Here is a 26100-nt window from a genome sequence, read left to right as displayed (position 1 = left end):
ACAAAGAATTTGCTGCAAAATAACATAAGTAGTTATATAAAATAATTTTTGCAGAAAATTGTAATGTGCTGTAGCAAAGCTTTAAATGCTTGCGTAATGCTTTATATAACCTAATAAAATGAGATACTTTATCCTGTTATTTGCCGCGCTGGTACTCTGCAGCGTTAGTTCATGTAATAAAGATGGCTTGCCGGGCCCGGCATCTACACAAATAACCGGCAGTTGGCGGTGGGTAAAATCTGTTGGTGGCATTGGTGGGGTTACCCTCACACCTCAAAACTCGGGTTACTCATTTACCCAGGTTTATGGTGCCGATAGTACTTTTAAAATGTATAAAAAAGATTCGCTTACCTTATCGGGTAAGTTTTCGATAACCAGGAACTATAAATATTCGGCTACCGAAACTTTTGACCTGTTGAAGATTAATAACCAAAACCCTACCGCTTTTATTATCCGCAACGATACCTTATATCAAAACGATATATTCATTTCTGATGGCTTTAGTACTGTTTACGTACGGATTAAGCCTGATTAAAGAAGTTTAAAAGTCATCCGGTAAAGCCATCGGGGGCAACATCCGGGCCCTGCAAGCAAGGCAAACCGATTGTTTTGCAAGCAGGGGGCTGGCTTGGTAGCAATGCCAGGCCAGCATGGCTTTTTTTACACTTCGTCCGGCACAAAATTTATTTCATGGCCGGCATCAAAAGCAACGTAAGCTCGTCGCCATGGCTGGTCATCAACTAATTTCCACTTATGAGCGGTTCCGGTGGTATCCAGGGCAATCAGTATTTCGCCGGGTCGCACAATAAAAGTTTCGCCAGGGCGGGTTTCAAACTCAAGAGTTCCTGATAAGGTTATCACATACTGCTCGGCAGGGGCATTATGCCAATCAAAAAACGAATGTGGCGGCGATTCCTGGAACCTGATGCTTGATACCTGGTTAAAAAGGCCTTCGGCTACTGTGCCTGTTTGTACATGCGAGTGCCCGTCGGCACCGGTATATAGTTTAAAAGTCTTTATCATTTTATTTTTGCCAACTTTGGCAGTTACCGCTAAACTAACACATTTGTGTTTTTTTAATGCTTGTTTGGATAATCGTATTGTAAATATCCGGCAAACTTATTGCATTTTTGATGGTTAACTAAACGATGATCCCGGCCGTACCCAGAAAGTTTCAATTTTTTCCGTTCCTGATCAGTTTAATAATTACACTGGCTGTTGGCTTTGTGGCTTCGCTATTTACACGGCCCGAAATTGCCGGATGGTACAGCACACTTAAAAAGCCATCGTTTAATCCGCCGCCATGGCTGTTTGCGCCGGTGTGGACGGTACTATACATCATGATGGCTACTGCAGCTTACCTGGTGTGGAAACACCGCAGCCGTAAGCCTGTATACATCATAGCACGCGGTATTTACTTTACACAACTCGCCTTGAATTTTTCATGGTCGATAGTGTTTTTTGGTTTACACCAGGTAGGGGGGGCACTTATTGTTATCATTTTAATGTGGTTAACTATTATACTAAACATCAACTGGTTTTACAAGTTTAGCAAGGTCGCGGGCCGGTTGTTATGGCCTTATTTGGTTTGGGTAAGTTTTGCCGCGGTACTTAACGCTGCTATTTATTTGCTGAATAAGTAGTGTAAAAAACACTATTTTTATTGCGTACATTTTACTGAAGGTTTATTGACAGATGAAAAAAATATTGCTTTTACTTTGCTTTGTTACAGCAGCCCACAGTTTTGTTTTTGCTGATGCCATAACCATAAATCATTTTGTAGTTAAAGAAAATCCTTTTGCGATTGACCAGGTGGCCATAGTAGCAACCGACACCGCGGGCGTAACGCAGGAGAAAGTGAATGGCCTGTTCACCTTTGTGATGAACGGATTTGAATACCAGCTTAAATTTGAAAAAGGAGTTGCGTTTTATCGCCAAAAAATAGACCGGTCGACGTTTTTGTATGCCAAGCATATGAACGAAACCGGCACCCACGCCATACTTTATTACATATACAAGCACGATAGTAAACTAAGCCCATGGCACATAAGCTGGGTGCTTTTAGTTGCCATACCGCTTATATTAGTTTTGCTGGCTTATATGTTTAAGCGGTTTATTATTATAGCAGTAATCATCTTTTGTATCTTCCTGTATTTTAACTATCACAATAACCTCAGTATCCCAACATTTTTTGAAAGCATAATTGACGGGCTAAAGAATATGCTTTAGCGAAAGGAGCCAAGAATCAAGAGCCAGGAATCAAGACTTTTTGACAAGGGGCTAAAGGCTTTAATGCTACTGTACAAGCTGCTGCGCATCCGGTGAACTATTTCAAGTCCACGTAGAATATTCGCGATTTTCGAGAAGAGATGGTTCATTGGGATTTTAGATTATTGGGGATCACATAACTATAAACTGAATAGCCTGCCAATCTTCCTAATTCAATAATTCACTAAATCGATAATTCAATAATTAAAAAGGCAGCCCTATCCCGAAGTTTAGCTGCATAAAATTGTAACTATCGCCAACAACGTTGCCTTTGCTATCAACGCCGGTGGCGTTGGCTTTTAGATAAGCCTCTTTAAAGCTTCCCGATTTAAACAGTTCGTCGGCGTGTTTAATAAGTACCCATTGATCGCTGCCGCTAAACTGCGGATCTTTGAACTTGAAGGCCATATCCAACCTGAATACAAAGAAGCTTAAATCGAACCTTAAGCCGGTGCCTACGCCAATTGCAGTTGACTGCCAAAGGTTATCAAACCTGAATTCGCCATTAGGGCTCTCTGCTTTTTTGCCCAGGCGCCAAACGTTGCCTGCGTCAACAAAAACAGCCCCCTTAAGCTTGGCACCAAAAAAGTTATTGATCAGTTTGTACCGGTATTCGGCGTTGGCCACCAATTTTATTTCGCCAAACTGGTCAAGATATTTATAACGGGTACGCCCGGTGGTGTCTGTGCCGTAATATGTCGCCCTGTTAAAATTGCCGGGACCCAATGTGCGCGGCAGCCAGGCGCGCATATCATTGGCGCCGCCGCCGTAAAAGTTTTTTTCAAATATTAACTGATCGCTATTACCATAAGGAACCCCGATGCCAGGATTAATACGAAAAACAAATTGTTTTTCACCCCCCAGTGTACGGTAAAAGCGCATATCGCCTTCAGCTTTAGCATACTGGCTAAAAGTATACCCTAAAAAGGTACGTTTATTATCGGCGTCTCTTGATGTGTTAAAAGTATTGCTTAACAGGCTTAAGAAGTTTCCGCCTATATCCAGGTTTCCGCGGAAATATAAAAAGTTGCCATAAGAGTTTAACTCAATGGCATTGTATTGAAACGTGTACTGACTGCCTGTTGTGAAAACTGTGCGGCCTATTAATTTTATATAAGCAAACCGGTTATAAGCCAGTAAACTGTCATAGGCGGCAGGATCAATAACCCCTTTTGAAAATTCGATGTTGATAGGGGTAATGGTATGAAGCTTACGGGCAGTTTCATAAAAATCATAGCTTATGGAATTTATAAAGCTTTGGCGTGTAACCAACCCTTTTTGGTAAAATAAAGAGTAATTGGTTGAGAAAGTCGTATGGGGTACGCCAAATTTTCCTAAAAGCGGGAAGTTAAAAGGCGATATAATACGAGGGTAAATTAAATTTGCCCCGGCCCTAAACTCCTGGTTTTGTATATTGTCATTATTGGTAGTGTTTGATCCGTTATCAAACAAAATACTCCAGTTGAGTTTTAGTTGCAGGATTGCTGCCTGGCTAAAAAGATTCCGGTTGGTAAAGGTATTGCCCACATTGTAGCCGTACCTGCCATTGRCAAACAGGAACTCGCCTTCAACCCGGTCTGAATAATGTTTAAGGGGTATTATATCAATTTTTGTATTCAGGCGGTGCGTACTATCGGCCAGTTTTTCATAAGTTGGGTTGGGCACATTACGGAAAACGTTTAACTCCGACAGTCTGGTTGTAGTTAAGGTTTGTTTGTCGATATCAAATAATTGCCCCTTTTTTTGGAAAGTATAATCCGTTACTACCCGCGGTTTAAACCGATGCGAGAAATCAACATACCTGAATTGCGAATCGACCTGCAAAGTATCTGCTTTGCCGGTGGTTTTGCCGTTACTGGCAGATATGGTTATCAGCGTATTATTAATTTTATAAACCGGGTGTTCTGTTTTGCCTGCCGGGTTATCAATCATCATTTTAATATCAACCACGCTGCTGTTGAAGGTAGAATCGTAGGTGAAATTTACATACTGGCGGTAAAAGTCAAAATAGCCGTTACGTTTCATCAGCAGGTAAAGTTCATCGCGGTCATGCGCCAGGCTATCCATGTCAAAACGCCCTCCGGGTTGTATATGCGACATATTGTTGCGGTTGGCGTGGTAAAGGTTGGCAATTTTTTTATCCGGAATGCTATCTACCAGCTTACGGATGTGGAACATCGGGCCTTCTACGGTAGTAAAAACTATTTCGGCGCGTTGCTTTTTGATGATAACGCTATCGGTAACTTTTGCTTTTAAATAACCCCGGTTTTGGATGAACTTTTCCATCTGGAAACGCGAGTATTCAACCAGGTTACTATCAAGTAAAGTAGGGGCCTCGCCTATGTTGCGTTTACCATGATTGCTAAACCAATAATAAAATTGCAGGTTAAGCTTGTTATTTGGCTGTTGTTCTTTATCAACATAATTTAACGCGGCTTCGGCAAACTGTTCATCAATACCTTTTATGGTAATTTTACGCACCAGGGTTTGATTTTTGCTGATGCCACGGGTTAGGCTACAGCCCGAGCCGATTATGAGCAGTAAAATACTTAATATTGCAAGACGGCAACCAGCAGGTTTTTTGTATGCTTTCAAAATCACAAATCAGTTTATTAACATCCTTACAACATAAAAAATTTCGCAGGGAGCATGGTTTTTTCCTGGTTGAAGGCTATAAATCAGTTGTTGAATTTACAGGTTCACGTTACCAGGTTGATACGGTATACCATACCGGCGCAATTGCCCCAAAAATGCTGAATTTATCCCGAAAAATAAACTTTCAAGAGATTTCGGTGAAGGATATCGAAAAAATCAGCACTTTGAAAACGCCGCAGGAGGTAATTGGTTTGGTTAAAATACCAATATGGCCAACTTTAAATTACGATAGCCTTAAACAAAGGTTTTCTTTAGTGTTGGATAATATACAGGACCCCGGCAATATGGGTACCATTATCCGCACTGCCGATTGGTTTGGTATTAATGACATCATATGCAGCGAGGATACCGTTGACGTATACAACCCCAAAGTAGTACAGGCCACCATGGGCTCGTTGGCGCGGGTAAATGTGCATTATACCACGCTGGCGCAGGCTCTGCAACAAATTAAATTGCCGATATTTGGGGCGATGCTGGATGGAGAGAATATTTACAATACCACTTTTGGCGACGAGGGATTATTGGTGATGGGCAACGAAGGCAACGGCATAAGCGCTGATATTGAGCGGTTAATAACCACTAAAATAACCATCCCGAGGGCGGGCCAGGCCGAGTCATTGAATGTGGCAATAGCCACTGCCATACTGTGTTCTGAAATAAAAAGAAATTCAATGAAATAAATATTGGCTTTGCAATAAATAAATTACTATTTTTGCAATCCTAAAATTAGGGTCGGGTGGCCGAGTGGCTAGGCAGAGGTCTGCAAAACCTTTTACAGCGGTTCGAATCCGCTCCCGACCTCAAGGGTATTAAAAACATTAAAATAACAACACCATGGGCGTTACACGTTTAAAAAGAAAAGATAGAAAAAACAAAACTACTTCACGTTTAGAAGTTCAGTTTTTAAAACTGGCTACTAACCTTGAGTACGGAAGCCGTTCTGCCGAGAAAAAAGGCAACCAAATCCAAAAAAACAACGAAGCTTTGGCTATCGCTGCCGGTAAATAATCTATCTGTTTTAAGGCGCCTGGCGCTTAAAAAGATCTTATAAATCCTGCTGGTTTCAGAAACCGGTGGGATTTTTTTATTGGGCGAAATTTTCCTGGCCGGGATTTTCCTGGCAATAGTTACGGGATTTTATCCATTCATCCACCTAACAAAAATTTTGCAAATGCTGCCAGATGTTGAATCGCGCAGCCCTCTTGAACACCTTTAAAAAATGAGCATGAGTGAAAAATCGTGTTTATCTTTGCCCACTATGAAAAATCTATCTGTATATATATTATCGGTTGTCTTGCTGGCATCCGCCTGTACAAAAAAAGACGTTGCTTATTACAGTATATCCAAGGTAACCAAATCAGATACTGCCAGTAAGGTTATCGTTAATATTAAAACCCGGCTTACTAAAGAACAACTGCTTGGCATCGCCGGAAAAATAAAATCGGACAGTGCTGCTTTGCCCAACCTGCAACTGTGCTACATGCTACCCGGCCATAATGATAAAAATACCGGGTCGAATAATTTTTACGCGATTGCCAAATATCCCAGCGCCCAAACGGCAACCATGCAGGATACTTTAAAAGATTCGGAAGGCAACGTGGTAAGGCTGAAAATAACCGGCGTATCTGCCCAAATGGCCCAAAAACTGATTAATTTTCATCCAAAGGAATTAAAAGATCAGAACTTTTTCGGACACTTTATTGATGATAACAACCATACCGTCATCATTCCCTTCAGGGATTTAACAGACCCGAAAAAGGAATTTTACATCCTGGAATTAGATACAACCGGCAAAGTGGTATCTGCAACTATCCCAACTGTGGTTACTAAGGATGGTATCGAAAAATGGTTTGTTACCGACCGCGGAGATTATATCACCATAAAAGATAGCATACTTACCCAATATTCCATCGATGATTTGGGCATGCCTTACAATAGTATCAAATCGGGCTTGTAATAATATCTGTGATCGCTTTACTCGTTTTAACTAAAAACTAAGTTAAAAAAGGATAAATTTTTCCTTTTCATAATTTATACCAATATATTTATAGTGTTTAAAACATTATTAATATATCTATGACCCAAAATCTTATTAAAACCTTAACACTGAGTGTTATTGGGGTTTTTAGCTTTTGCCTTGCAATCGCCCAGCCTCGCCTGCCGGAAGGTTACTTCTGGAAAAAACTTCCAAACGGACTGGAAGTTGTTGTTATTGAAAACAGCAAAGTGCCTTTGGCTACCATCGAAATTGCCGTAAAAAACGGTGCTTATACCGAAGGCCCGGAATTTAGCGGCCTGTCGCATATGTTCGAGCATATGTTTTTTAAAGCCAATAAAGATTATCCTGACCAGGCATCGTTCCTGAAACGTACGCAAGAACTTGGCGCGATATGGAATGGCACAACCGATGTGGAACGTGTAAACTACTTTTTTACTTTTGACAGGGATAGCCTTAGCGCCGGTTTAAAATTCATGAACGCCGCCATTCGTTTCCCTATTTACCGCGAAGAGGACATGAAAAAAGAGCGCCCCGTTGTTGATGGGGAGTTCCAGCGTGCCGAAAGCGATCCGGGTTTCCAGTTGTGGTATGGTATTCAGCAAAAATTATGGGGCGACCTTATCACCCGAAAAAACCCAATCGGGATTCACGAAGTGATCAACACCGCTACACCCGAGAAAATGATGGTTATCAAAAACAAGTATTATTTCCCTAACAACAGCTTGCTTACCATTTGCGGCGACGTAAAGCATGACGCAGCTTTTGCCATGGCCGAAAAAATATTTGGCGATTGGGAAAGCAGTGGCTTCAATCCGCACGAAAAATACCCTATCCCGCCGTTTAAGCCATTAACCAAAAAGGAATATTTTATTAAAGAAACTACCATAGCGCAAACACCATCGATGCAAATTTCATGGCAAGGCCCATCATACCTTACCGATTCTGCATCTACCGTAGCTGCAGATTTGTTTGGTACCATTGTAGGTTTAAACTCATCAAAACTACAGCAGGCTTTGGTTGATAAAGGTTTGGCCAGCAGCATTTATGTAAGCTACACAACCAGCAAATATGTTGGCCCAATTGATATGGGTATTGAGCCGAACCCTACCAAGCTTAAAGAGTGCTATGACGAGGTAATAAACCAGATAAGCCTATGGGCAAAAGACGATTACTACACCGATGAGCAGCTGAAAGACGCAAAGGCTATTTTATTGCGTAACAGCATTCACCGTAAAGAAAAACCATCAACCCTGGCCAGCCAGTTAAGTTACCAATGGTGCAGCACATCGCTTAATTTTGCTACCGACCTGGATAGCAATTACCAGAAAGTAACCCGTGCCGATATCAAGAAATTTGTGGATACCTACATTATCGGTAAGCCATATGCGGCCGGCTTAATTATATCGCCCGATTTGAGTAAACAACTGAATGCAGCTTCATTTTTTGTAGCTAAGTAATTTAAAAGATCTTATCATGATGAAGAAATATATGTTCGGCCTGCTGATTGTAGCGGCGATAGGAAATATAAAAACGGTACAGGCACAAAAAGCAGCTTACGAAACATCGGTTGATGGCGTTAAGGTAATTGTACAGCCAAGCGGCAACGATATTGTAGAGATACAAACCATTATTAAAGGTGGCGTACAAAATTATACTGCCGAAAAAATGGGTATCGAATCGATGGCTATGAATGCCCTGACCGAATGCGGTACCGTTAAGCACGATAAAAACGCATTTAAGGATATCCTGGATAAAGTTAGTTCAACCATTTATGGTTATAGCAACAAAAACTTTTCGGTAGTACGCATGAACTGTATTAAAAGCGATTTGGATGTGGTTTGGCCGCTATATGTTGAGGCCATGACCCAGCCGCGTTTTGATGCCAAGGAGTTTGCCCGTATTAAAACAGACGCTATTACCCAGTTAAAAAGCCTGGATTCGAGGCCGGATAACGCTATTGACAAATTTGCAGATAAAGTTGCCTTTGTTAATCGCGACTATGCCAAAGACCCTATGGGTACAGTGGATATCCTGACCAAGTTAACTCCTGAGGAGACTAAAGCTTATTATAGCTCAATCTTCACCAAATCGCGTTTGCTTATTGTTGTAGTGGCCGATCTTGACCAGGCCACTATCGAGGCTAAAGTAAAAGCGATGCTGGATGGTGTTAAAAAAGGCCCTGCCTTTACCTTCAAAAAAGCGTCATTTAAAGTTTACAAAAACAGCATTAATGTAGAGCAGCGCGATTTGGCTACCAACTATGTGGAAGGTATCACCAGCGGCCCTATACCTGGTACAGAAGATTTTGACGCCTTTAACGTGGCCATGCGAATTTTTGCTAACCGCCATTTTTTAGATGTGCGTACCAATAACGGTTTATCATACGCACCGCAGGCCTGGTTTAGTGTTGGGCAAACGTCAACCGCCCGCTTCTCGGTATCAACCACGCAACCGGATAAATATATAGCTGTATTTGACAAACTTGTTGATAAAGTGAAAACAGAAGGATTTAAACCCGAAGAAGTAGCCAATATGAAGGTTACCTACCTAACCGGTTTTTACTATAAAAACGAAACCAACAGTGCCCAGGCATCATCTATAGCATCAAACGAAGTGTTATTTGATAACTGGAAACGCTCATTAACTTTGGTTGATGATGTTAAAAAATTAACCGTAGAGCAGGTTAACAACGCCTTTAAAACCTACATCAACAATATTGTGTGGGTGTACCAAGGCGACCCTAAAAAAGTGAACCAGGTGTTATACATCAACGGAACCTTGAATAAAGGCGAAAATGGTGTCAGCCATTAATTTAAGTCAAAATTAAAAAATCAAAAGTCAAAATTGCATAGCGATTTTGGCTTTTGATTTTTATCCCCTCCATTACATGGATCGCTTTGCTTCTTTTTTGAATTTTTACTTTTGAATTTTGACTTACTCGGTCGGCAAAATAACTTTCTTCCTCCTTTTCCATATCTCACCCTTGTGGCGGGTGGGTACGGTATCACCAAGTAGTTTGCCCCATGGTTTAAGGCCATCTATCCGATCGAAAATAATTTTAAGTACTGCCAGGAAGGGAATGGAAAGAAACATGCCAGATAGTCCCCATAGCATGTTACCCAAAAACACCACGATTATAGACATGAGGGCGTTGATCTGAACCTTTGATGATACGATATTTGGCACCAGGATATTGTTGTCAATAAACTGGATTACCATGTAGGCCCCAATTACGCCCAATTGCGTGGTGTAGCCATCTTTGGTGACCGTAGCCATCAATACGGGCAAGGCTATGGCAATAATACCGCCTAAGTAAGGCACCAGGTTAAGGATAGCGCCAATAACCCCAATCAGGATGCCATACTTTACGCCAAGCAGAATAAGGGCCAGCGAATTCAGCGCCGCCACAATTATCATCTCAATTAACAAGCCTATAATGTAGCTTTGTACAGCTGCTTTGGTTTCATGTAAAACGTCGGCTACGCGTTTGGAGTTTTCCTCAGAAAATACTTCGTAAAAAAAGTTGAGCAGTAAAGTTTTGTAATACAGTACCAGGAAAACATAAACCGGTATAATAAATACCAACCCAAAGATTCCTAATACCGAACCCAGGGTACTGCCCAATAGCGATTGGCTGTTATTCATTGCCTCTTTAATAAGCAGATTTTGTTTTTGTATGGGATAACCAAACGTTGTTGCCACCCATGTTTGCGCCGAAGCCGATATACTTGCAAATTTTTGCTTCAGCACGGGCAGTGAATCGCCAAACTGGATTATTTGGGTAGATAGAAAATAAAACAATCCGGCTATGGCTATGGATGCCAATAACAAGGTAATGGAAATAGCTAACGCTTTAGGTACCTTTTTCTTTTCCAGCCAATTGCAAACCGGGTTCAACAAAATGGCGATGAATAAGGCGTAAGCTATCGGTACAAAAACATCGGCCAGTTGGTAAAGTATATAAACCAATAAAATGAGCCCGAACATGATAACGGTGCTCTTAAGATAAAACGGGTATTCTTTGGCAGGCATAAACAAGGTAATAAAGTATTACCAATTAATGGGTTAACCGGCCAATTGTTTTACGGGACAGTAAATGTTTATGCATTTAAAATAAAAATGTCATTGCCTTTGGTCTAACAAAAGCAATGACACATGTATATTTCTTTAGATTGCGGTTGGCTACTTCGCAGTCAAGGTAATTGTAGCAGCAGGCAAGCCTTTGGATGTTGCTGTAAATGTAACTGCTCCCGCTTTTTCCTTTGCCTGTACAATGGCCAGTGCTAAGCCATGGAAAGCTTTACGGTACGATACCTTGAAGGAATCGTGTGTAACAGGATCGCCGTTATCAACGCTGGCAACAAAGGCCGGACCGTTTATTTTAAAGTCGACCAGGTTATCTGCATCTGGCACCACGTTGCCATCTTTATCCAATATTTTTACGGTGATGAACGACAGGTCTTTTCCGTCGGCTTTGATCAGCTTACGGTCGGCCGATAGTTCAATCTTAGCCGGCTCGCCGGCGGTATGGATAAGTTTGGTTAACACCACTTTGCCATCCTTACGTGAAACGGCTTTCAGCGTACCTGGCTCATATTTAACACGCCACATGATGTGCAGGTCGTCGCCGGTTTTCTTTTTGGTGCCTAATGATTTTCCATTCAGAAAAAGCTCCACTTCATCGGCATTGTTGTAGTACGCCCAAACGTCAACCATCTTGCCCGGAGTCCAGTTCCAATGCGGGAAGATATGCAATACCGGCTTGTTTGTCCACTCGCTTTGATACATGTAGTACACATCCTTAGGGAAGCCGGCCAAATCAACAATACCAAAGTACGAACTGCGCGACGGCCAGCTATATGGTGTAGGTTCGCCTAAATAATCAAAGCCTGTCCAGATGAACATCCCCGAAAGGAAATCATATTTTTTCATCACTTTCCAGGTCATCTCATGGGTCGATCCCCATGGTGGTCGTACGTTGTCATAAGCCGATACGTTATTACCTTCTCTTTCAAATGGCTTATCCCATCTTTCGGGCCATACACGGATGCTATCTGATGGCATTTCGTAATAGCCACGCGTTTCCAGGCCCGAAGTAGTTTCAGTAGCTATGAATTTTTTACCTGGGTAGCGGTCATGAAAACCGGCATATTCAAATTCGTGATAGTTATAACCTACCAGGTCTAACGCGCCCGAAGCTATGATCTTATTTTTTGCATCCGGGTTATTATTGGCTGCCGTAATAGGGCGGGTAGTATCAAGGCTATGCACTATGGCAGCAAGCTCCGGTGCTATCCTTAACGCAGTGGTATCATGCTGTTGCGGAATTTCGTTACCAATACTCCATATCATTACGCTGGGGTGATTACGGTCGCGCAGTACCTGGTCTTCCAGGTCGCGTTTATGCCATTCTTTAAAAAACAGGTGATAATCGTATTTAACCTTTTCCCATTCCCAGCAATCAAAAGCTTCGTCCATTACAATGAAACCCATTTTATCGCAAAGGTCAAGCAACTCCGGCGCCGGTGGATTGTGCGAGGTACGGATACCATTACAACCCATCGCTTTTAATATCTGTAGCTGACGCTCCAATGCACGCGTGTTGATGGCCGCGCCAAGGCTGCCCAGGTCATGGTGATCGCACACGCCTAAAATTTTCATGGCTTTACCATTTAAACTAAAGCCTTTATCCACATCAAAATTAAAATAACGGATGCCTACTGGAGTAGTATACTCGTCGATAACGGTTTTGCCAGATAATATCTGCGTAACCGCTTTGTATAAATAAGGCTTATCAACACTCCATAAAGTTGGGTTTTTTACTGCAAGGGTAGTACTTGTTTCAAATACAGTATCCTGCAATTGTGTTTTAGATGGTATCGCTCCGCCGCCGGCAACTGCTTTGCCAAGAGCATCATATAACGTAGTTTTTACAGACAGTGCGGCAGGAGATGATCCGTTTTTTACGCTTACTTTGATATTAACTTTTGCTGATGCATTGCTTACATCTGTAGTGGTTACAAAAGTCCCCCAATGATTAATTGCAGTTTTAGCGGTAGTAACCAGCCATACATTCCGGTAAATACCAGAACCGGAATACCAGCGCGAATTTGGCTGAACAGAATTATCAACCTTAACAGCGATAACGTTATTACCGCCGTATTTTAGATATGGAGTAAGCTCATAACGGAATGAGATATAACCATTTGGCCTGAAACCAAGCAGGTGCCCGTTAATCCACACTTTGCTTTTTTGGTAAACACCGTCAAAATCAATGTATACCAATTTGCCTTTTGATGATGCCGGAACAGTAAATGATTTACGGTACCAGCCTATACCACCCGGCAGTGCGCCGCCTTCGGGCGTTGCAGGATTATCTTTGCTGAATTTGCCTTCAACGCTCCAGTCATGCGGCAGGTTAAGGCTGCGCCATTTGGTATCGCTGGTGGCGGGCTTTTCGGCATCAGCTACCTCGCCCAGGTTAAAGCGCCAGCCCTTGTCAAAATCAAGTGTTTGACGGGTTTGCTGGCCAAAGGTTTTGGCGCTAAAAAACAGCGCGATAAGCAACAAGCCACTAAGCTTAATGACCTTTGAAGAAGATTTTATAGCGTACATAAAGGCAATAATTGGATTAATTGTAATTACGACACTAAATTATAAATAATTGTGGGATTTGGAAATAAAGAGCCTGTTATCCCAGGACAAACGCATGTAATTGGGTTAACATAACTTAACATATTTTAGATAAAAAATTTATAAAAAATTGATAATCAATATTTTATATTTTAACATGGTTAACACAAAACTGATCGCGTAATTTAGGCGCATCCAAATATTTGTGCCTGTTTTTGGCCAACACAAGTCCCTTCGGTAGCCGGATCATTTAACCTGTATCAGCCAATAAAAACAAGGTGCTGTTTGATACTTATATCTTCCCGACGACATAAGCTTATTCCATAAGCTATTTTGATGCGCTTGTCTTGTGTCATCCTGAGTTGTAAAATTTCGCGAAATTCTGAAGGGGAATGACCTACTAAAGAGCGTTGTCGTGCTGAGCCTGTCGAAGTATAGCGGGCAAAGGCCTCTCCGCGCGACCCTTCGACAGGCTCAGGGTGACAGGCCCACGCGCCTCGAAAAGAAAATATGTCATGGGTAGGTATCACCGGGCTACTCGCAGACTTTTCAAAGCTGCTATGCACGGCGTAGAATAGATTCTTCGTACCTCAGAATTACAGTGGTATAAACTAAAACGGACGGGATGTTGTATGATTTTTAACGATTACTTCTTTACCGTATTCACCATACTAAAGCCTACCAGCTCGTCCCAGCGGGCCGTTGGGGGGCGGTAGTAAACCAGTATCTGGTAATCATTTTCGGTTTCAAAATGGCTGCCTTCAATGGGTACATCGTCGGCTTTTTTGGCTGCGTTATCAACCCAAACATATTCGTAATCATATACGCCCTGCTTTAGCAACAGGTTGATATAATAGCGGCCATTCTCGTCGCGCGTAAGTTTGCTGCGTTCGTCAATTTTGTAATCGTTAAACATGCCTACAATGTATGGCGTACCATCGTTTCCGGTGGTATTTGCGGCCAGGCTAAAATACACGCGGGCATAATCAGCATCGCTACGTGGGTCGCTGCCGTCCTGGTTCAGGATATAAAACTTGCCGTTATTATCAAAGTACTGCACATAGTTGGGGTTATTACGCCATGGGTCGCCAATAAGCACCACTATGTTGGCGGTATCCTTATAAATCCTGGCCACCCTTTGCGAATTGAGCTTAAGCGTCCGCAAATCAAACAGCCTGAATTCGTTACGGCCCGGGAAGTCGTTAATAGCTACATCATTATAAACCAACGAAGTGCCGCGGATGTTGGTAGGACGGGTATTTAAAATGCCTGTTGATGTACGTGCATTTTGCATTACAAAAACCCGGATATCATAGGATGGATTTTGCACCCTGAGACTGCCATAGTCGACAGTGAAGTTTAACTTTTGATTGGTTTGCCGGGTTTGCGTGCTTGGCGAAGCAAGCGTATTGGCGGCAATTGAAACTTTTTGGCCTACCACGTATAAGCGACGGGTTAGGATTAGTTTGGATTGATCGCCATCCTCATAAACCTTCAGGATGTAATTGCCGGATATTTTGGGCACGATATTGTCATTGGGGATCTGCTGCTCGTAATGGGTATATTTTTGAAATGTACCTATGGAGTAGCTAAAGGTATAAAACCTATCGTCCTGGAAACTTTGCAGGTACTCGGCCGGCGAAAGGTTTGAGGAGTTCCAGTTGGCATCACAATGCTCAATAGTGTAATTGTAATTGCGGGTACCGCCACGCAGGTCATCAAAAGCCAAAAGCACTTTATCATCGCTGCCCAAGTTTATAACCGGGAATGGCTGCTTGCCTGTGCCGTTAAACTCCACACTTTTAATGGCAGGGTTGTAAACATTGTTATCGTAAGGGGATTGGGCAAATGCCCGAACTGAGATGCAGGTAAAGAGGAATAAGTAAACCAGCCTCAAAAACCACGCGTCATTGCGATGTACGAAGCAATCCCCGATATGCAAAGCGGCCTTGCAAGGTTGCCCTGTATAGTTGGGGATTGCTTCGTGCCTCGCAATGACGGGTTTCATAGATATATTTACTTTAAAATTATGTCATTGCGAGCGTAGCGTGGCAACCTCGTCGGGTGCAAAGCGAATATGCATAGTTCGCGATTGCTTCGTACCTCGCAATGACATGTTTTTGGTATGTAATACTTACGCTTCCAGTTCCAAAATTTGCTCAGCCAAAGTTTCCCATTTTTGCTGAATTTGTTTCAGCTCGGCTTGCTTTTGGTTGTAAGCGGCATTGGTTTCTTTTAGCTTTTGGCTATCAGTGTATATTTTTGTATCGGCCAGTTTGGTTTCAAATTCTTTCACTGTTTTATCAAGCGCAGCAATTTGATCTTCCATTTTAGCCAGGTCCTGGTTCAGTTTTTTCAACTGCTGATGCTTGTTTTCGCTATGCTGTTGTTTAGCGGGCTCGGGTTTCTTTTCCTCTTTTTTAGGTTGAGGTGCAGGTGCTACGGCTTTTGGCTCTAACTTGCGTTTAGCATTCCACTCATCATACTCGGCGTAAGTGCCCGGGTATTGTTTAATTTTCTGGTCCTCAATAAACCAAATTTTATTAGCCACATTATCCAGGAAGTACCTATCGTGAGATACTACAATAACAGTACCTTCATACTGTTGCAACGCCTGTATCAATATGTTAACAGATGCCATATCCAGGTGATTGGTAGGCTCATCCAGTACTAAAAAGTTAGCATCGGCAGTAAGGGCCTTTGCCAGCGCCACGCGCGATTTTTCGCCACCCGATAGTACTTTGATCTTTTTAAACACATCATCGCCGGTAAACAAAAAGGAACCTAATATGGAGCGCAGCTCTGTATCTGTATGCTTTGGTGCAAATGATTGTAATTCCTGCAATATCTGGTGTTCCAGGTGCAAGCTCTCTAACTGGTGCTGGGCAAAAAAGGTTTGGGTAACGTTATGGCCTGTTACAGCTGTACCTTCAAACTCTTTATCAGCACCTGCCACAATACGCAGCAAGGTAGATTTACCTTTACCGTTGGCACCTATCAGCGCAATTTTATCGCCTTTTTCAATAATTGCTTCGGCATCATTTAAAATATCAATAGCCGGGTATTTTTTGGTGATGTGCTCCAAAGTAGTTACGTGGCGACCAGATTGCCTGCTGAATTTGAAACTGAAGTTAACCTCCGGGTTATCATCATCAACATCATCAACACGTTCCAGTTTATCCAGCATCTTGATACGCGATTGCGCCATTTTTGCCTTGGATGCCTTAGCACGGAAACGCTCAATCAAACGCTCCTCCTGTTTTATTTTTGATTGCTGGTTTTTAAACTCGCCACGCTGAATTTCGGCACGTAATGCTTTTTCTTCCAGGTAGAAAGTATAGTTACCCGCGTACACGTTCAGTTTACCTTTACGCGATTCAACCGTTCGGTTAATAACCTTATCTAAAAACCACCTATCGTGCGATACGATGATGATGGCGCCGTTAAAGGCCTTCAAATAATCTTCCAGCCACTGGATAGACGGTAAATCCAGGTGGTTGGTAGGCTCATCCAGTAACAAAATGTCTGGTGCCTGTAACAGGATTTTGGCCAGCATTACCCGCATACGCCATCCGCCCGAAAAGGTGCTGAGCTTGCGTTCGCATTCTGCTTCGGTAAAGCCCAAACCGGCTAAAATTTCGTGTGCTTTGTATTCAATGTTATAACCGTCAAGCGCTTCAAACTCATGCTGCTTATCGCTCAGTTTGTTAATCAGGTCTTCGGTATAATCTGTTTCGAGTTTTTTAAGTAAAACCTCTATCTCGTCGTGCAGCTGGTTTTGGCGCTCAAAAGCTTCCATGGCCACATGCACAATATTTTTATCAGATGAGTATGACAGCAAATCCTGGTTAAGGTAACCCATAGTAAGGTCCTTAGCCATTGATATGGTGCCCGATGTAGGTTTATAGTCGCCCACAATAATTTTCAGAAGGGTAGTTTTACCTGTTCCATTGGCACCTATTAAACCAATTTTTTCACCAGGTTTTATATGCCAGTTGGCTTCATCATAAAGGGCCCGCGCACCAATCTCAAACGTAAGGTTATTTATAGCAATCATTTGGGCGCAAAGATACGGTTTTTGAGCCGAAAGCAGAAGCGTTAAGGTTGTACGTTTTACGTGATACGTTATACGTGTAATTCAAAGGCCAAGACGTATCACGTATCACGTAAAACGTATAACGTATAACGTTCCCCTACGCTCCCACCGCTTTCAGCCACGTTTGAGCCATCAGGGCTTCGCCGGCTACACTGGGGTGTACGCCGTCGCGGTTCCAGTAGGTGGCAGGGGCAATTTTCTCGGCTTTATCAAATGCCGACTGATAGGGTACAAAAACGGCGTCATATTGCTCTGCAACATCTTTAGCGGCCTTGCGGTATAAATCGAAAGCAGGGTACCATTTATCATCCACCGCTTTAACGCCTTTTTCGGCAAAGGGCTCGCAAATAACAATTTTAATATCGGGCAGGGCAGCTTTGGTACGGTCAATCAGCTTTTTATAGTCGGCAATATAGGTATCTATAGTACCTGTGTAGCCATTGGTAAGGGTATGCCAAAAATCGTTTACGCCTATGTGAATGCTTAGTACATTGGGTTTTAGTGCCAGGCAATCGGTATCCCAGCGTTCGGCCAGCTGGTATACTTTATTGCCGCTAACACCTTTATTATAAATTTTTAGGTTTTTATCGGCATGGTTAAGCAGTAGCTGCGATGCGGTGATAAGCGCGTACCCCGATCCTAAGGCGCTGGTTGTATTAAATTCGGTACTGTTATGGTCGCGGCCCCAATCGGTAATGGAATCGCCCTGGAAAAGCACCACATCGCCGGTATTAAAACTGATTTTTTTTGATGGCTTTTCGTCAGCTAATGCCGAAGACACAATGGCTGGGATTCCCATAACAGCAAGGCTGCCTACAGATGCCGTTTTTAAAAAATTACGACGATTGGGTTTAAAAATATTATTCATAAATGGTTTGATAGATTTGATTTTGGATTTCCGAATTTACTGATTTACCCGGCTTTTTTAAACTTTGTTAAATTTTGTACCAGCATTTGCCGTATTACTATAGGCTGCCGGTTTAATTTTCATAAAATTCTGGTTTATACAGCTATCAGTATTTGTTAACTTCGCGCCATGTATTTTTTATTAAAACCCATCCTGTTTCAGTTCGATCCCGAAAAAGTACATTACTTTGTAACCCGCAATTTAAAGCGCTTTAACCGTTTTCCGGGTGGCGCGGCATTAAGCCGGGCTATATGGGATGTAAACAACCCGCGACTGGAGCGTGAGGTGTTTGGCCTTAAATTTAAAAATCCTGTTGGCCTTGCCGCCGGCTTTGATAAAAATGCCGAACTGATGGGCGAAATGGCCAACATTGGCTTTGGCTTTGTAGAGATTGGCACCGTTACCCCACTGCCCCAGCCAGGCAACCCGCAGCCACGCATGTTCCGCCTGCCTGCCGATGCCGCGCTCATTAACCGCATGGGCTTTAACAATTTTGGAGTTGATGTAGCAGCCGAACGGATAGCAACCTTCCGCAAAAATGCCAAAGGCGCGCAACGGAGCCTGATCATAGGCGGTAACATTGGCAAAAATAAGGTTACCCCTAATGAAGATGCCGTAAGTGATTATATCAAATGCTTCGACCGTCTTTTTGATGTGGTTGATTATTTTGCGGTGAATGTAAGTTCGCCCAATACGCCCGGCCTGCGCGAGCTGCAGGAAAAAGAACCTTTAATGAACCTGCTGAACACCCTACAGCAACGTAATTCAAAAAATGGCATCAGCAGGCCTATCCTGCTTAAAATAGCACCAGACCTTACAGATTCACAGCTGGATGATATTGTAGAGATTGTACAGCAAACCGGCATTGCAGGGCTTATAGCTACCAATACAACCATCAGCAGGGAGAATTTAAATTCGCCAGCCACCTTAAAAGACGAAATGGGCGGGCTAAGCGGCATACCGCTAACCAAACGCTCAACCGAGGTTATCAGCTATATTCATAAAAAATCAAACGGATCTTTCCCGATAATTGGAGTGGGCGGCATACACTCTGCCGATGACGCTATCGAAAAACTAAATGCAGGCGCATCATTAGTGCAGCTTTATACAGGTTTTATTTACGAAGGACCAGGGTTGATTGGAAGGATAAACAGGAAACTTCTTTCGAAGTAGTTTAGTACTAAACTTTCTGAGTAATATTGAATTTAAAGGGATTGAGGGTGCAATTCCCCTTAAATAATGCCATGCAAAGCCCCGCCAACCCTTCCCATTTTATCAACCAGTTTTTCAACTTCCGGGTCGCGCTCCAATACAGGTGCGTGGTGGGGTTTTATGCGTGCGTCAATAATGAGCGGCCCCGTGCAGCCCCAGTGTTTGTGTTCGGTAAAACTGCCTATGCCATAAATATCATGCGATGGGTTGCTGCGTGTAAATGTTACCCATACAAAGTTATTGATGCTGGCTGCCGCAAAGGCTGCGTCATCGCACAGAACCATAAGCGCCAGGCCACCCAATTCATCTTCTTCCCCCTTTAAACGATACTCAATAATGCTGATAACATTATCGATATCCCTATGATTTATGTGCCTGGGCACTTCAACCATCAATACGCCGGGCATAGCCATCCTGATATTGGTTATCGGCCTCGGCAAATCAAACCATGATGGTAATGCTGTCCACAGCTCGCGCTTAATGTTACCGGCTACGGTGATAGCTACCTTACTGCCTGTATTCAGTCCGTCGCCGCTGTAGTCAAGGGTATCAATGGTGGTGCGGGTGTAAAAATGCAGGTCGCGGGTAAAATCAACACGTTGCAGCATATGGTGCAGAAATCCTTCTATATTATTTACATCCAGGTTCGGGTCATCTTCCTGTGCAGCTATCAGCAGGTATTTTGCAAGGCTTAACTGGCTTTTACCTAAAATATGGTTGGCAATGGTCAATATCTCCTGCGGTTTACGTTCTTTGACATAAGGGGTATAACGCTCGCTACCGGTTGCAAATAGTAATGGGTGAACACCTGCCGCATCAACGGCGTTAACGGCATGCAGGCCCGGAATTTCTTTCGGTAGCGCTGCCCCGCTAATCTCGTGTATCAATGCCCCAAAACTGGTATCCTCCTGCGGTGGGCGGCCTACTACCGTGAACGACCAGATGGCGTCCTTACGGTGGTATACATTGTGCACTTTTAATAATGGAAAATCGTGAGCCAGGCTGTAATAACCCAGGTGATCGCCAAAAGGGCCTTCCGGTTTATTTTCCATTGGCATCACGGTGCCTGTTATCACAAAATCGGCATCCGATGAAATACAGAAACCCTCGTCATCATAAAAATACCGGAAACGGCGGTTGCCCAAAGCTCCTGCAAACGTCATTTCGGATAAACCTTCGGGCAGCGGCATAACAGCAGCTACCGGGTGACTTGGCGGGCCACCTACAAAAATGCTCACCTTTAAAGGCTGGCCTTTTGCATTGGCTTTAGTTTGGTGAACGCCTATGCCGCGGTGCAGCTGGTAATGCAAGCCTATCTCTTTATTCAAAATATAATCGTTACCGGCAAGCTGTATACGGTACATGCCCAGGTTGGCATTCATAATGCCCGGTTTATCGGCATCTTCGGTATATACCTGTGGCATGGTTACAAAGGGGCCGCCATCCATAGGCCAGTTTACTATCTGCGGGATATCGCTGATAGTACATTTGCCAAAGTTTACAGGGGCACTGCTGCCACTACCTTTCATGGGCAATGCCGATAAGGCCGTAAGCGCCACATTAGCGTATTTGAATGGATTTTTAATTGCCTTAATCGGGTCGTTTTTTAATTCGACGAGCGTTTTAATCTTCTCCAGCGTGTCCCGGAAGATAAATTTAGACCGCTCCAGCGTACCAAATAGATTAGATATCGCCGGAAACTTGCTCCCCTTTACATTTTCGAAAAGGATAGCCGGTCCCTGGTTTTCAAACACCCGCAGGTGTATGGCCGCCATTTGTAAATGAGGATCAACTTCCTCTTTAATCCGCACCAAATGACCATGTTTCTCCAGGTCGGCAATACAAGCCTGTAAACTCTTATAACCCATCGCGCAAAGGTAGTCATTAGGTCATTTGTTGCACGTCATTAGGTCATTGAATATTTTCGATTAATGAAACAATCTCAATTACAACGATTCAATTAATGACCCAATGACCCAATGACCCAATGACCCAATGACCCAATGACCCAATGACTCAATGACTCAATGAACAGTCATCCTAAACGCGGCATCAGCTTCTTCGGCTTTTTTCAGGTCGCCTAAGTAGCTCCAGCGCAGGCCGACGATATATTTTTGCATGGCGTCATTTATCTGGGTAACGGTTACGTTTTCGATGGCTTTGGGCAGGTCTTCGGCAAGTTGCCAGCCGCCCAAAATTTCGGCAATGCCCAGGCTACCGGTTATAGAGGCGGTGCTTTGTTGTTTGATGTAGTTTGAGGTTATAAAACTGCTTTTTATCCGCTTAAGGCCTTCGGGGCTCAGCCCGTAGCTTAATACTTTGTTCAGTTGCTGGTTCATGGCTGTTACAGCCTCCTTAGGGCTGGTTGTACTTACATACATCAGCGCATAGGGCATATGCTGCATTACCGAATAGGTACCCGGATCATATGACAGGTTTAGCTTGGTGCGCAATTCGCTGAACAACGACCCTCCGAGTGCTGAAATGCCTACACGGTAAGCCACATAATCGGGGCTGTTGAATGTTGGTCCGTTCATGATGGCATCTATGTAGTTGGTTTGCAGGTTGCGGTCTTCTTTAACCACTTTGTAATCGTTCCATGTTGGCTCGTGTAAGGCAACCGGTGTGTATGGTGCCGATGGCAGGTTGGCAAACGATGCCTTTATTTTGGCAATAAGTACCTCTTTGCTGATTTTACCGGCCACTACAATAAACATCCTGTTTTTATTGAAGATGGAGGCGTAATAATTTTTAATATCGGCAGCTGTTAATTTGCTCAGTATCTCTTCGGTGCCATCAGGATCGGTAGCGTAAGGGGTACCTTCAAAGGCGCTTTGCAAAACCAATTGCTCTGCACGTTTATCGGGGTTTGATTGATCTTCGCGCATTTTGGCCACTATTTTGCTCCGCAACAATTCTACCTCGCCCGCGTCAAAAACCGGGTTTACTACCGATTCGGTAAATAAGTCCCAACCCTCGTTAAAATATTTGGTGATGCATTGCATCTGGATATTACCATAATCATATTCGCCCTCCGAGGCCACGTCGATGCCGTAAACATCGGCCCTGTCGCGGTATACGTTGCCCGAATATTTTTTGGTGCCACACTCGGTGGTAGCTTCCAGCGCGAATTTTTCAATACCCGCCTGGCTGGCCGGATAATTGGTTACGCCGCCGCGGTAAAACATGCGCACGTTGATAATATCTTTTAGCGTAGGCTTAAAAATTACCTTTATCCCATCCACATCAAACGATGTTGTTTCTGACTGGGCCATAACAGACAGGCTTCCGCAGATAAACAGTATGGCAGTTAGTATCTTTTTCATTGGTGATAAATAGTTTGGAAGTTAAGAATCTGTAGTCGGTAAGATGAATCAAAAGCTTTAAGAAAACTCACAACTTAAAACTCAATACTCGTGACTTCATTTAGTTTGATGCGTTGAAAAAAGTTTTAGGGTTTACCTGGCTTGCCAGTTCGGGGTTAATGAGCATGCCCGCACAGTAGGGTTTGTTTTTAATGTACTTGCGCACATAGTTTTGCAGATCGGCTCGGGTTACCTGGTTTAGCCGCGTGTTGTAGGTGGTATAATAATCTAACGATGCTGATGACCACCAGAACGATAATACCTGCACAAAATCCGAGGCTACCTCTTCTTCCTGTATCTTTAAAATGCCCAGCTTTTGTTTAGATGTAGTAATTTGTTCGTCGGTAACGTAATCGTTCTTATCCATTAATTCCAGCTGCCGCTTTACTTCGGCCATGCATTCCTTAATTTTATTGGGGTTGGGTACTACAAATAAAGTAATAGGCCCAACGTGGCTTAGCGTTAAATAACTGATACTTACGTCAAGCGCCAGCCCCGATTGTACCAGTGCCTTTTTAAGGGTTGATGAATTTTGATTTAAGATGTAACTGAACACATCCGCGGCGTAGGTTGATTGTACATCGTTACGCGTATCGGGGCCCTGCCAGTCAATCATAATCAGTGGTACGTTGCTCAGTGCCGACTCTGCTATAAAATAATCGGGCTTTACCAGCGGCTTGAATTCGGGTATCGGCCATTTTTTAAACGGGTCAAACTTTGATGGTTTCCAGCTGCCATAAATGGCCTCCACCTTTTTAAAAACATCTTCGTGTTCCACATCGCCGGCAACGGTTAGCAGGGAGTTATTTGGATAATAGTATTTGTTTTTGATCGAATCCATCAAATCGGGCGTAGCCGAGCGGATGACATCGTGGTTACCTATAGCATTTTTTCGGCTGTACAAATCGCCCCACATGTGATGGTCCATAGCATCGCTCAAAGCATATGTCGGGCTCGATTCCTGGCGTTGAAACTCACCATCCACAACCACGTTTTCCCTCGCCATCTCTTCGGCGTTAAAGGAGGGGTAGCGAATGGCCGAATTCATAAAACCAAGGCCCTGGTTTAGGTTAAACTTGGGCAGGGTGAAATAATAGTTCACGTTTTCATAAGTAGTCGATCCGTTAAACTGCATCCCCAGTTCACTTACGCGGTCTAAAAAATCTTCCTGGTTTTTATAGTCTTTATTGGCTTTAAAAAACATGTGTTCATATAAATGGCTTAGTCCGTTAAATTTGGGCGTTTCGGTATATGAACCATTTTTGGTAGTTATCATAATGGTAGCCAGGGGTACGCTATTATCTTCAACGACCAATACATCCAGGCCATTGGGAAGCTTTTTTAAAAACATATTGGCCGGTAGTTTCAATTGGGCTAAAAGCAGGGCGGGTAGTAATGCAGATAGGATGGTAAGCAGGCAAGCTTTCTTGTTCATGTATTTAATATTAAAGGGCTTAAAATAACAAAACAAATTAATCACTATTGTATTATCCCTGTTATATATTAAAATATTGCATCGTTTAATTGAGTAAGAAAAGTGTTGTTGATAATGACAATTGAGCTGCTAACGTAGTTTTAAACTAAACCTCACCTTTTGGGCTGAAGAAGCCCTGTTTTTATGGTAAAACCGGATTGCGGGCTCATTAAACGAAGGCGTTTGCCATTGAATATTAATGCAATTATGCGTGGTAGCTATGGTGGTGAGTAGCTGGATTATTTCGGTGCCAATTCCGCGGCCGCGTGTTGGCTCGCGCAGGAACAGGCAATCCATGTACATAAAATCGGCTGCATCCCAGGTAGAGTAATCAAAAGTATAAGAAACAAAGCCAACTAATTCATGGCCAATGGCAACCACCTGGCAATATAGTTTTACGGGCTGCTGAAACAATGCTTTATAAAGATTCTCTTTTTTTCCATCGGGAGTAAATGCTGCGCGTTCAAAATCGGTATGCTCCTGCATCATTATTAAAAGTTCATCCAGGTCTGTGGGTTCAACGGGGCGAATAATATGATCGGTGTTATTTTTCAAGTTCTTCTTTTAGGTTTTTAATAAAATCCTGTAAATATTTTTTACCCGCATCTTCATGCCTGATGGCAGCATAATTGGCACGAACCAGGCCTTTTGCCCCAATCTTAACAATGGCCAAATCAGGCGACGAAACAAATGCTTTCAACGCCCATTTTGGTAAAGTCATGATACCCATGCCGGCTTTAACCATAGCCAGGGCACCTTCGGTAATTGGCATGGCGATCATGTTTTTGGGCGATATTTTTTTGTGCCTTAAAAAATGTTGGTGTACGGTAACAGTCTCTAAAGGGTAGGAGTGGATGATCAGTGTTTCATCCATAAAGTCATCCTCGCTGATGAACTTTTTGTTGGTCAGTCGATGACCTGCCGGTAAAATCGCCACAACCTCGTCTTTAAATAATTCAACATATTTAATGCTTTTATTATCCCATGGGTCGGTAGTAATGGCCAGGTCAAGCTCGTTGTCAAGTAGCTTTTGAAGTGGCTTATGAGTACCCTCCATTATAATTTTCACTTCCAGGCTGGGGTACAACATTTTCATCCTCACCATAAAGCCTGGTAGCCAGTGGTAAGTAGTCAAGCATTCGGTACTCAGGCGGATGGTGCCGGCATGGCCCTGCCGCATGTTGTTGATGCGCAGGGTAGCTTTATCTATTTCTGCAAGTACTTTTTCAGCTGTTTCATACAGTATCTTCCCCTCTTCGGTAAGCTCCCATTGGTTTTTGGTGCGATAAAAGATTTTAGCTCCCAGTCGTTCTTCAATATCGCGCAGTTGATGGCTTACTGCCGATTGTGTTAAAAATAGCTTATCGAGCGATTTTGTGATCCCTTTTTCATCGGCAATGGTTTTAATTAAGCGGAGGTGCCTGGTTTCCATAGGGTAAATATACATAAGTTGCCAACACCGGGATATGTATATTATACATGCGCGCATGC

21 protein-coding genes and 1 tRNA gene are annotated in these 26100 nt (G+C 43.1%); 10 read left to right on the top strand and 12 right to left on the bottom strand.

All coding sequences use genetic code 11. The annotated features are described in order from the left end of the window. Positions 1-118: 118 nt before the first annotated feature. On the top strand, positions 119-535 hold the full coding sequence (locus AC1DV1_RS15350; protein ID WP_477360665.1) for a hypothetical protein: 417 nt from the start codon (positions 119-121) through the stop codon (positions 533-535). 125 nt (positions 536-660) lie between these two features. On the opposite strand, the gene AC1DV1_RS15345 is transcribed toward AC1DV1_RS15350, so the two are convergent. After that, complete coding sequence (locus tag AC1DV1_RS15345) at positions 661-1023, bottom strand: hypothetical protein (protein ID WP_477360663.1); 363 nt, start codon at positions 1021-1023, stop codon at positions 661-663. A 125-nt stretch (positions 1024-1148) separates the two neighbouring features. Here AC1DV1_RS15345 and AC1DV1_RS15340 point away from each other — a divergent pair, with 125 nt between their 5' ends. Both AC1DV1_RS15340 and AC1DV1_RS15335 read left to right on the top strand, forming a co-directional pair. Then, positions 1149-1643, top strand: coding sequence for a TspO/MBR family protein (locus AC1DV1_RS15340; RefSeq protein ID WP_477360661.1), 495 nt, complete (start codon positions 1149-1151; stop codon positions 1641-1643). Between the two features lie 52 nt (positions 1644-1695). Next, entirely contained in the window at positions 1696-2229 is a 534-nt protein-coding gene (locus tag AC1DV1_RS15335; protein WP_477360659.1) for a hypothetical protein, read from the top strand. Between the two features lie 243 nt (positions 2230-2472). Here the strand turns inward: AC1DV1_RS15335 and tamL are convergent, their stop codons facing one another. Further along, entirely contained in the window at positions 2473-4863 is a 2391-nt protein-coding gene (gene tamL, locus AC1DV1_RS15330) for a translocation and assembly module lipoprotein TamL (protein WP_477360657.1), read from the bottom strand. Between tamL and AC1DV1_RS15325 the strand changes: the two genes are divergently transcribed. The 6 genes from AC1DV1_RS15325 to AC1DV1_RS15300 all read left to right on the top strand — a co-directional run bounded on the left by AC1DV1_RS15325 (position 4854) and on the right by AC1DV1_RS15300 (position 9733). After that, the gene (locus tag AC1DV1_RS15325) at positions 4854-5603 is read left to right on the top strand and encodes a TrmH family RNA methyltransferase (protein WP_477360655.1); all 750 of its coding nucleotides are present in this window, start codon (positions 4854-4856) and stop codon (positions 5601-5603) included. The two genes, tamL and AC1DV1_RS15325, sit on opposite strands and share 10 nt — an antisense overlap. Positions 5604-5653: 50 nt before the next feature. Beyond that, positions 5654-5724, top strand: a tRNA-Cys gene (locus AC1DV1_RS15320). A 33-nt stretch (positions 5725-5757) separates the two neighbouring features. After that, entirely contained in the window at positions 5758-5931 is a 174-nt protein-coding gene (locus AC1DV1_RS15315; protein ID WP_090652361.1) for a spore protein, read from the top strand. 250 nt (positions 5932-6181) lie between these two features. Next, entirely contained in the window at positions 6182-6880 is a 699-nt protein-coding gene (locus tag AC1DV1_RS15310; RefSeq protein WP_477360653.1) for a hypothetical protein, read from the top strand. 119 nt (positions 6881-6999) lie between these two features. Further along, positions 7000-8379, top strand: a complete 1380-nt coding sequence (locus tag AC1DV1_RS15305; RefSeq protein WP_477360651.1) for a M16 family metallopeptidase — start codon at positions 7000-7002, stop codon at positions 8377-8379. Positions 8380-8395: 16 nt separating this feature from the next. Continuing rightward, positions 8396-9733, top strand: a complete 1338-nt coding sequence (locus AC1DV1_RS15300; RefSeq protein WP_477360649.1) for a M16 family metallopeptidase — start codon at positions 8396-8398, stop codon at positions 9731-9733. Positions 9734-9856: 123 nt separating this feature from the next. On the opposite strand, the gene AC1DV1_RS15295 is transcribed toward AC1DV1_RS15300, so the two are convergent. The 5 genes from AC1DV1_RS15295 to AC1DV1_RS15275 all read right to left on the bottom strand — a co-directional run bounded on the left by AC1DV1_RS15295 (position 9857) and on the right by AC1DV1_RS15275 (position 18519). Further along, a complete protein-coding gene (locus AC1DV1_RS15295; protein WP_477360647.1) occupies positions 9857-10954 on the bottom strand; it encodes an AI-2E family transporter in 1098 nt (365 codons plus the stop codon). A 150-nt stretch (positions 10955-11104) separates the two neighbouring features. Next, positions 11105-13537 carry a beta-galactosidase GalB gene (galB, locus tag AC1DV1_RS15290; protein ID WP_477360645.1) on the bottom strand — a complete coding sequence of 811 codons (2433 nt, stop codon included), beginning with the start codon at positions 13535-13537 and terminating at the stop codon, positions 11105-11107. A 664-nt stretch (positions 13538-14201) separates the two neighbouring features. Continuing rightward, positions 14202-15563, bottom strand: a complete 1362-nt coding sequence (locus AC1DV1_RS15285; RefSeq protein WP_477360643.1) for a type IX secretion system plug protein — start codon at positions 15561-15563, stop codon at positions 14202-14204. 126 nt (positions 15564-15689) lie between these two features. Then, positions 15690-17612 (bottom strand): ABC-F family ATP-binding cassette domain-containing protein, encoded by a 1923-nt coding sequence (locus AC1DV1_RS15280; protein ID WP_477360641.1) that lies wholly within the window; start codon positions 17610-17612, stop codon positions 15690-15692. Positions 17613-17748: 136 nt separating this feature from the next. Beyond that, positions 17749-18519 carry an SGNH/GDSL hydrolase family protein gene (locus tag AC1DV1_RS15275; RefSeq protein ID WP_477360639.1) on the bottom strand — a complete coding sequence of 257 codons (771 nt, stop codon included), beginning with the start codon at positions 18517-18519 and terminating at the stop codon, positions 17749-17751. 168 nt (positions 18520-18687) lie between these two features. Between AC1DV1_RS15275 and AC1DV1_RS15270 the strand changes: the two genes are divergently transcribed. Further along, a complete protein-coding gene (locus AC1DV1_RS15270) occupies positions 18688-19731 on the top strand; it encodes a quinone-dependent dihydroorotate dehydrogenase (protein ID WP_477360637.1) in 1044 nt (347 codons plus the stop codon). Positions 19732-19790: 59 nt separating this feature from the next. On the opposite strand, the gene AC1DV1_RS15265 is transcribed toward AC1DV1_RS15270, so the two are convergent. The 5 genes from AC1DV1_RS15265 to AC1DV1_RS15245 all read right to left on the bottom strand — a co-directional run bounded on the left by AC1DV1_RS15265 (position 19791) and on the right by AC1DV1_RS15245 (position 26041). Continuing rightward, positions 19791-21638, bottom strand: coding sequence for a UbiD family decarboxylase (locus AC1DV1_RS15265; protein WP_477360635.1), 1848 nt, complete (start codon positions 21636-21638; stop codon positions 19791-19793). 156 nt (positions 21639-21794) lie between these two features. Then, positions 21795-23096: a M16 family metallopeptidase gene (locus tag AC1DV1_RS15260; RefSeq protein ID WP_477360633.1), complete on the bottom strand. Its 1302-nt coding sequence runs from the start codon at positions 23094-23096 to the stop codon at positions 21795-21797. 100 nt (positions 23097-23196) lie between these two features. Then, a complete protein-coding gene (locus tag AC1DV1_RS15255) occupies positions 23197-24570 on the bottom strand; it encodes a M16 family metallopeptidase (RefSeq protein WP_477360631.1) in 1374 nt (457 codons plus the stop codon). Positions 24571-24699: 129 nt separating this feature from the next. After that, a complete protein-coding gene (locus tag AC1DV1_RS15250; protein WP_477360629.1) occupies positions 24700-25164 on the bottom strand; it encodes an N-acetyltransferase family protein in 465 nt (154 codons plus the stop codon). Beyond that, entirely contained in the window at positions 25154-26041 is an 888-nt protein-coding gene (locus tag AC1DV1_RS15245; RefSeq protein ID WP_477360627.1) for a LysR family transcriptional regulator, read from the bottom strand. The genes AC1DV1_RS15250 and AC1DV1_RS15245 overlap by 11 nt, the downstream gene beginning before the upstream one ends. Positions 26042-26100 lie beyond the last annotated feature (59 nt).

The sequence above is a fragment of the Mucilaginibacter sp. P4_D1 genome (genome assembly GCF_056401935.1).
This window is presented reverse-complemented; position numbering and strand designations above follow the sequence as displayed.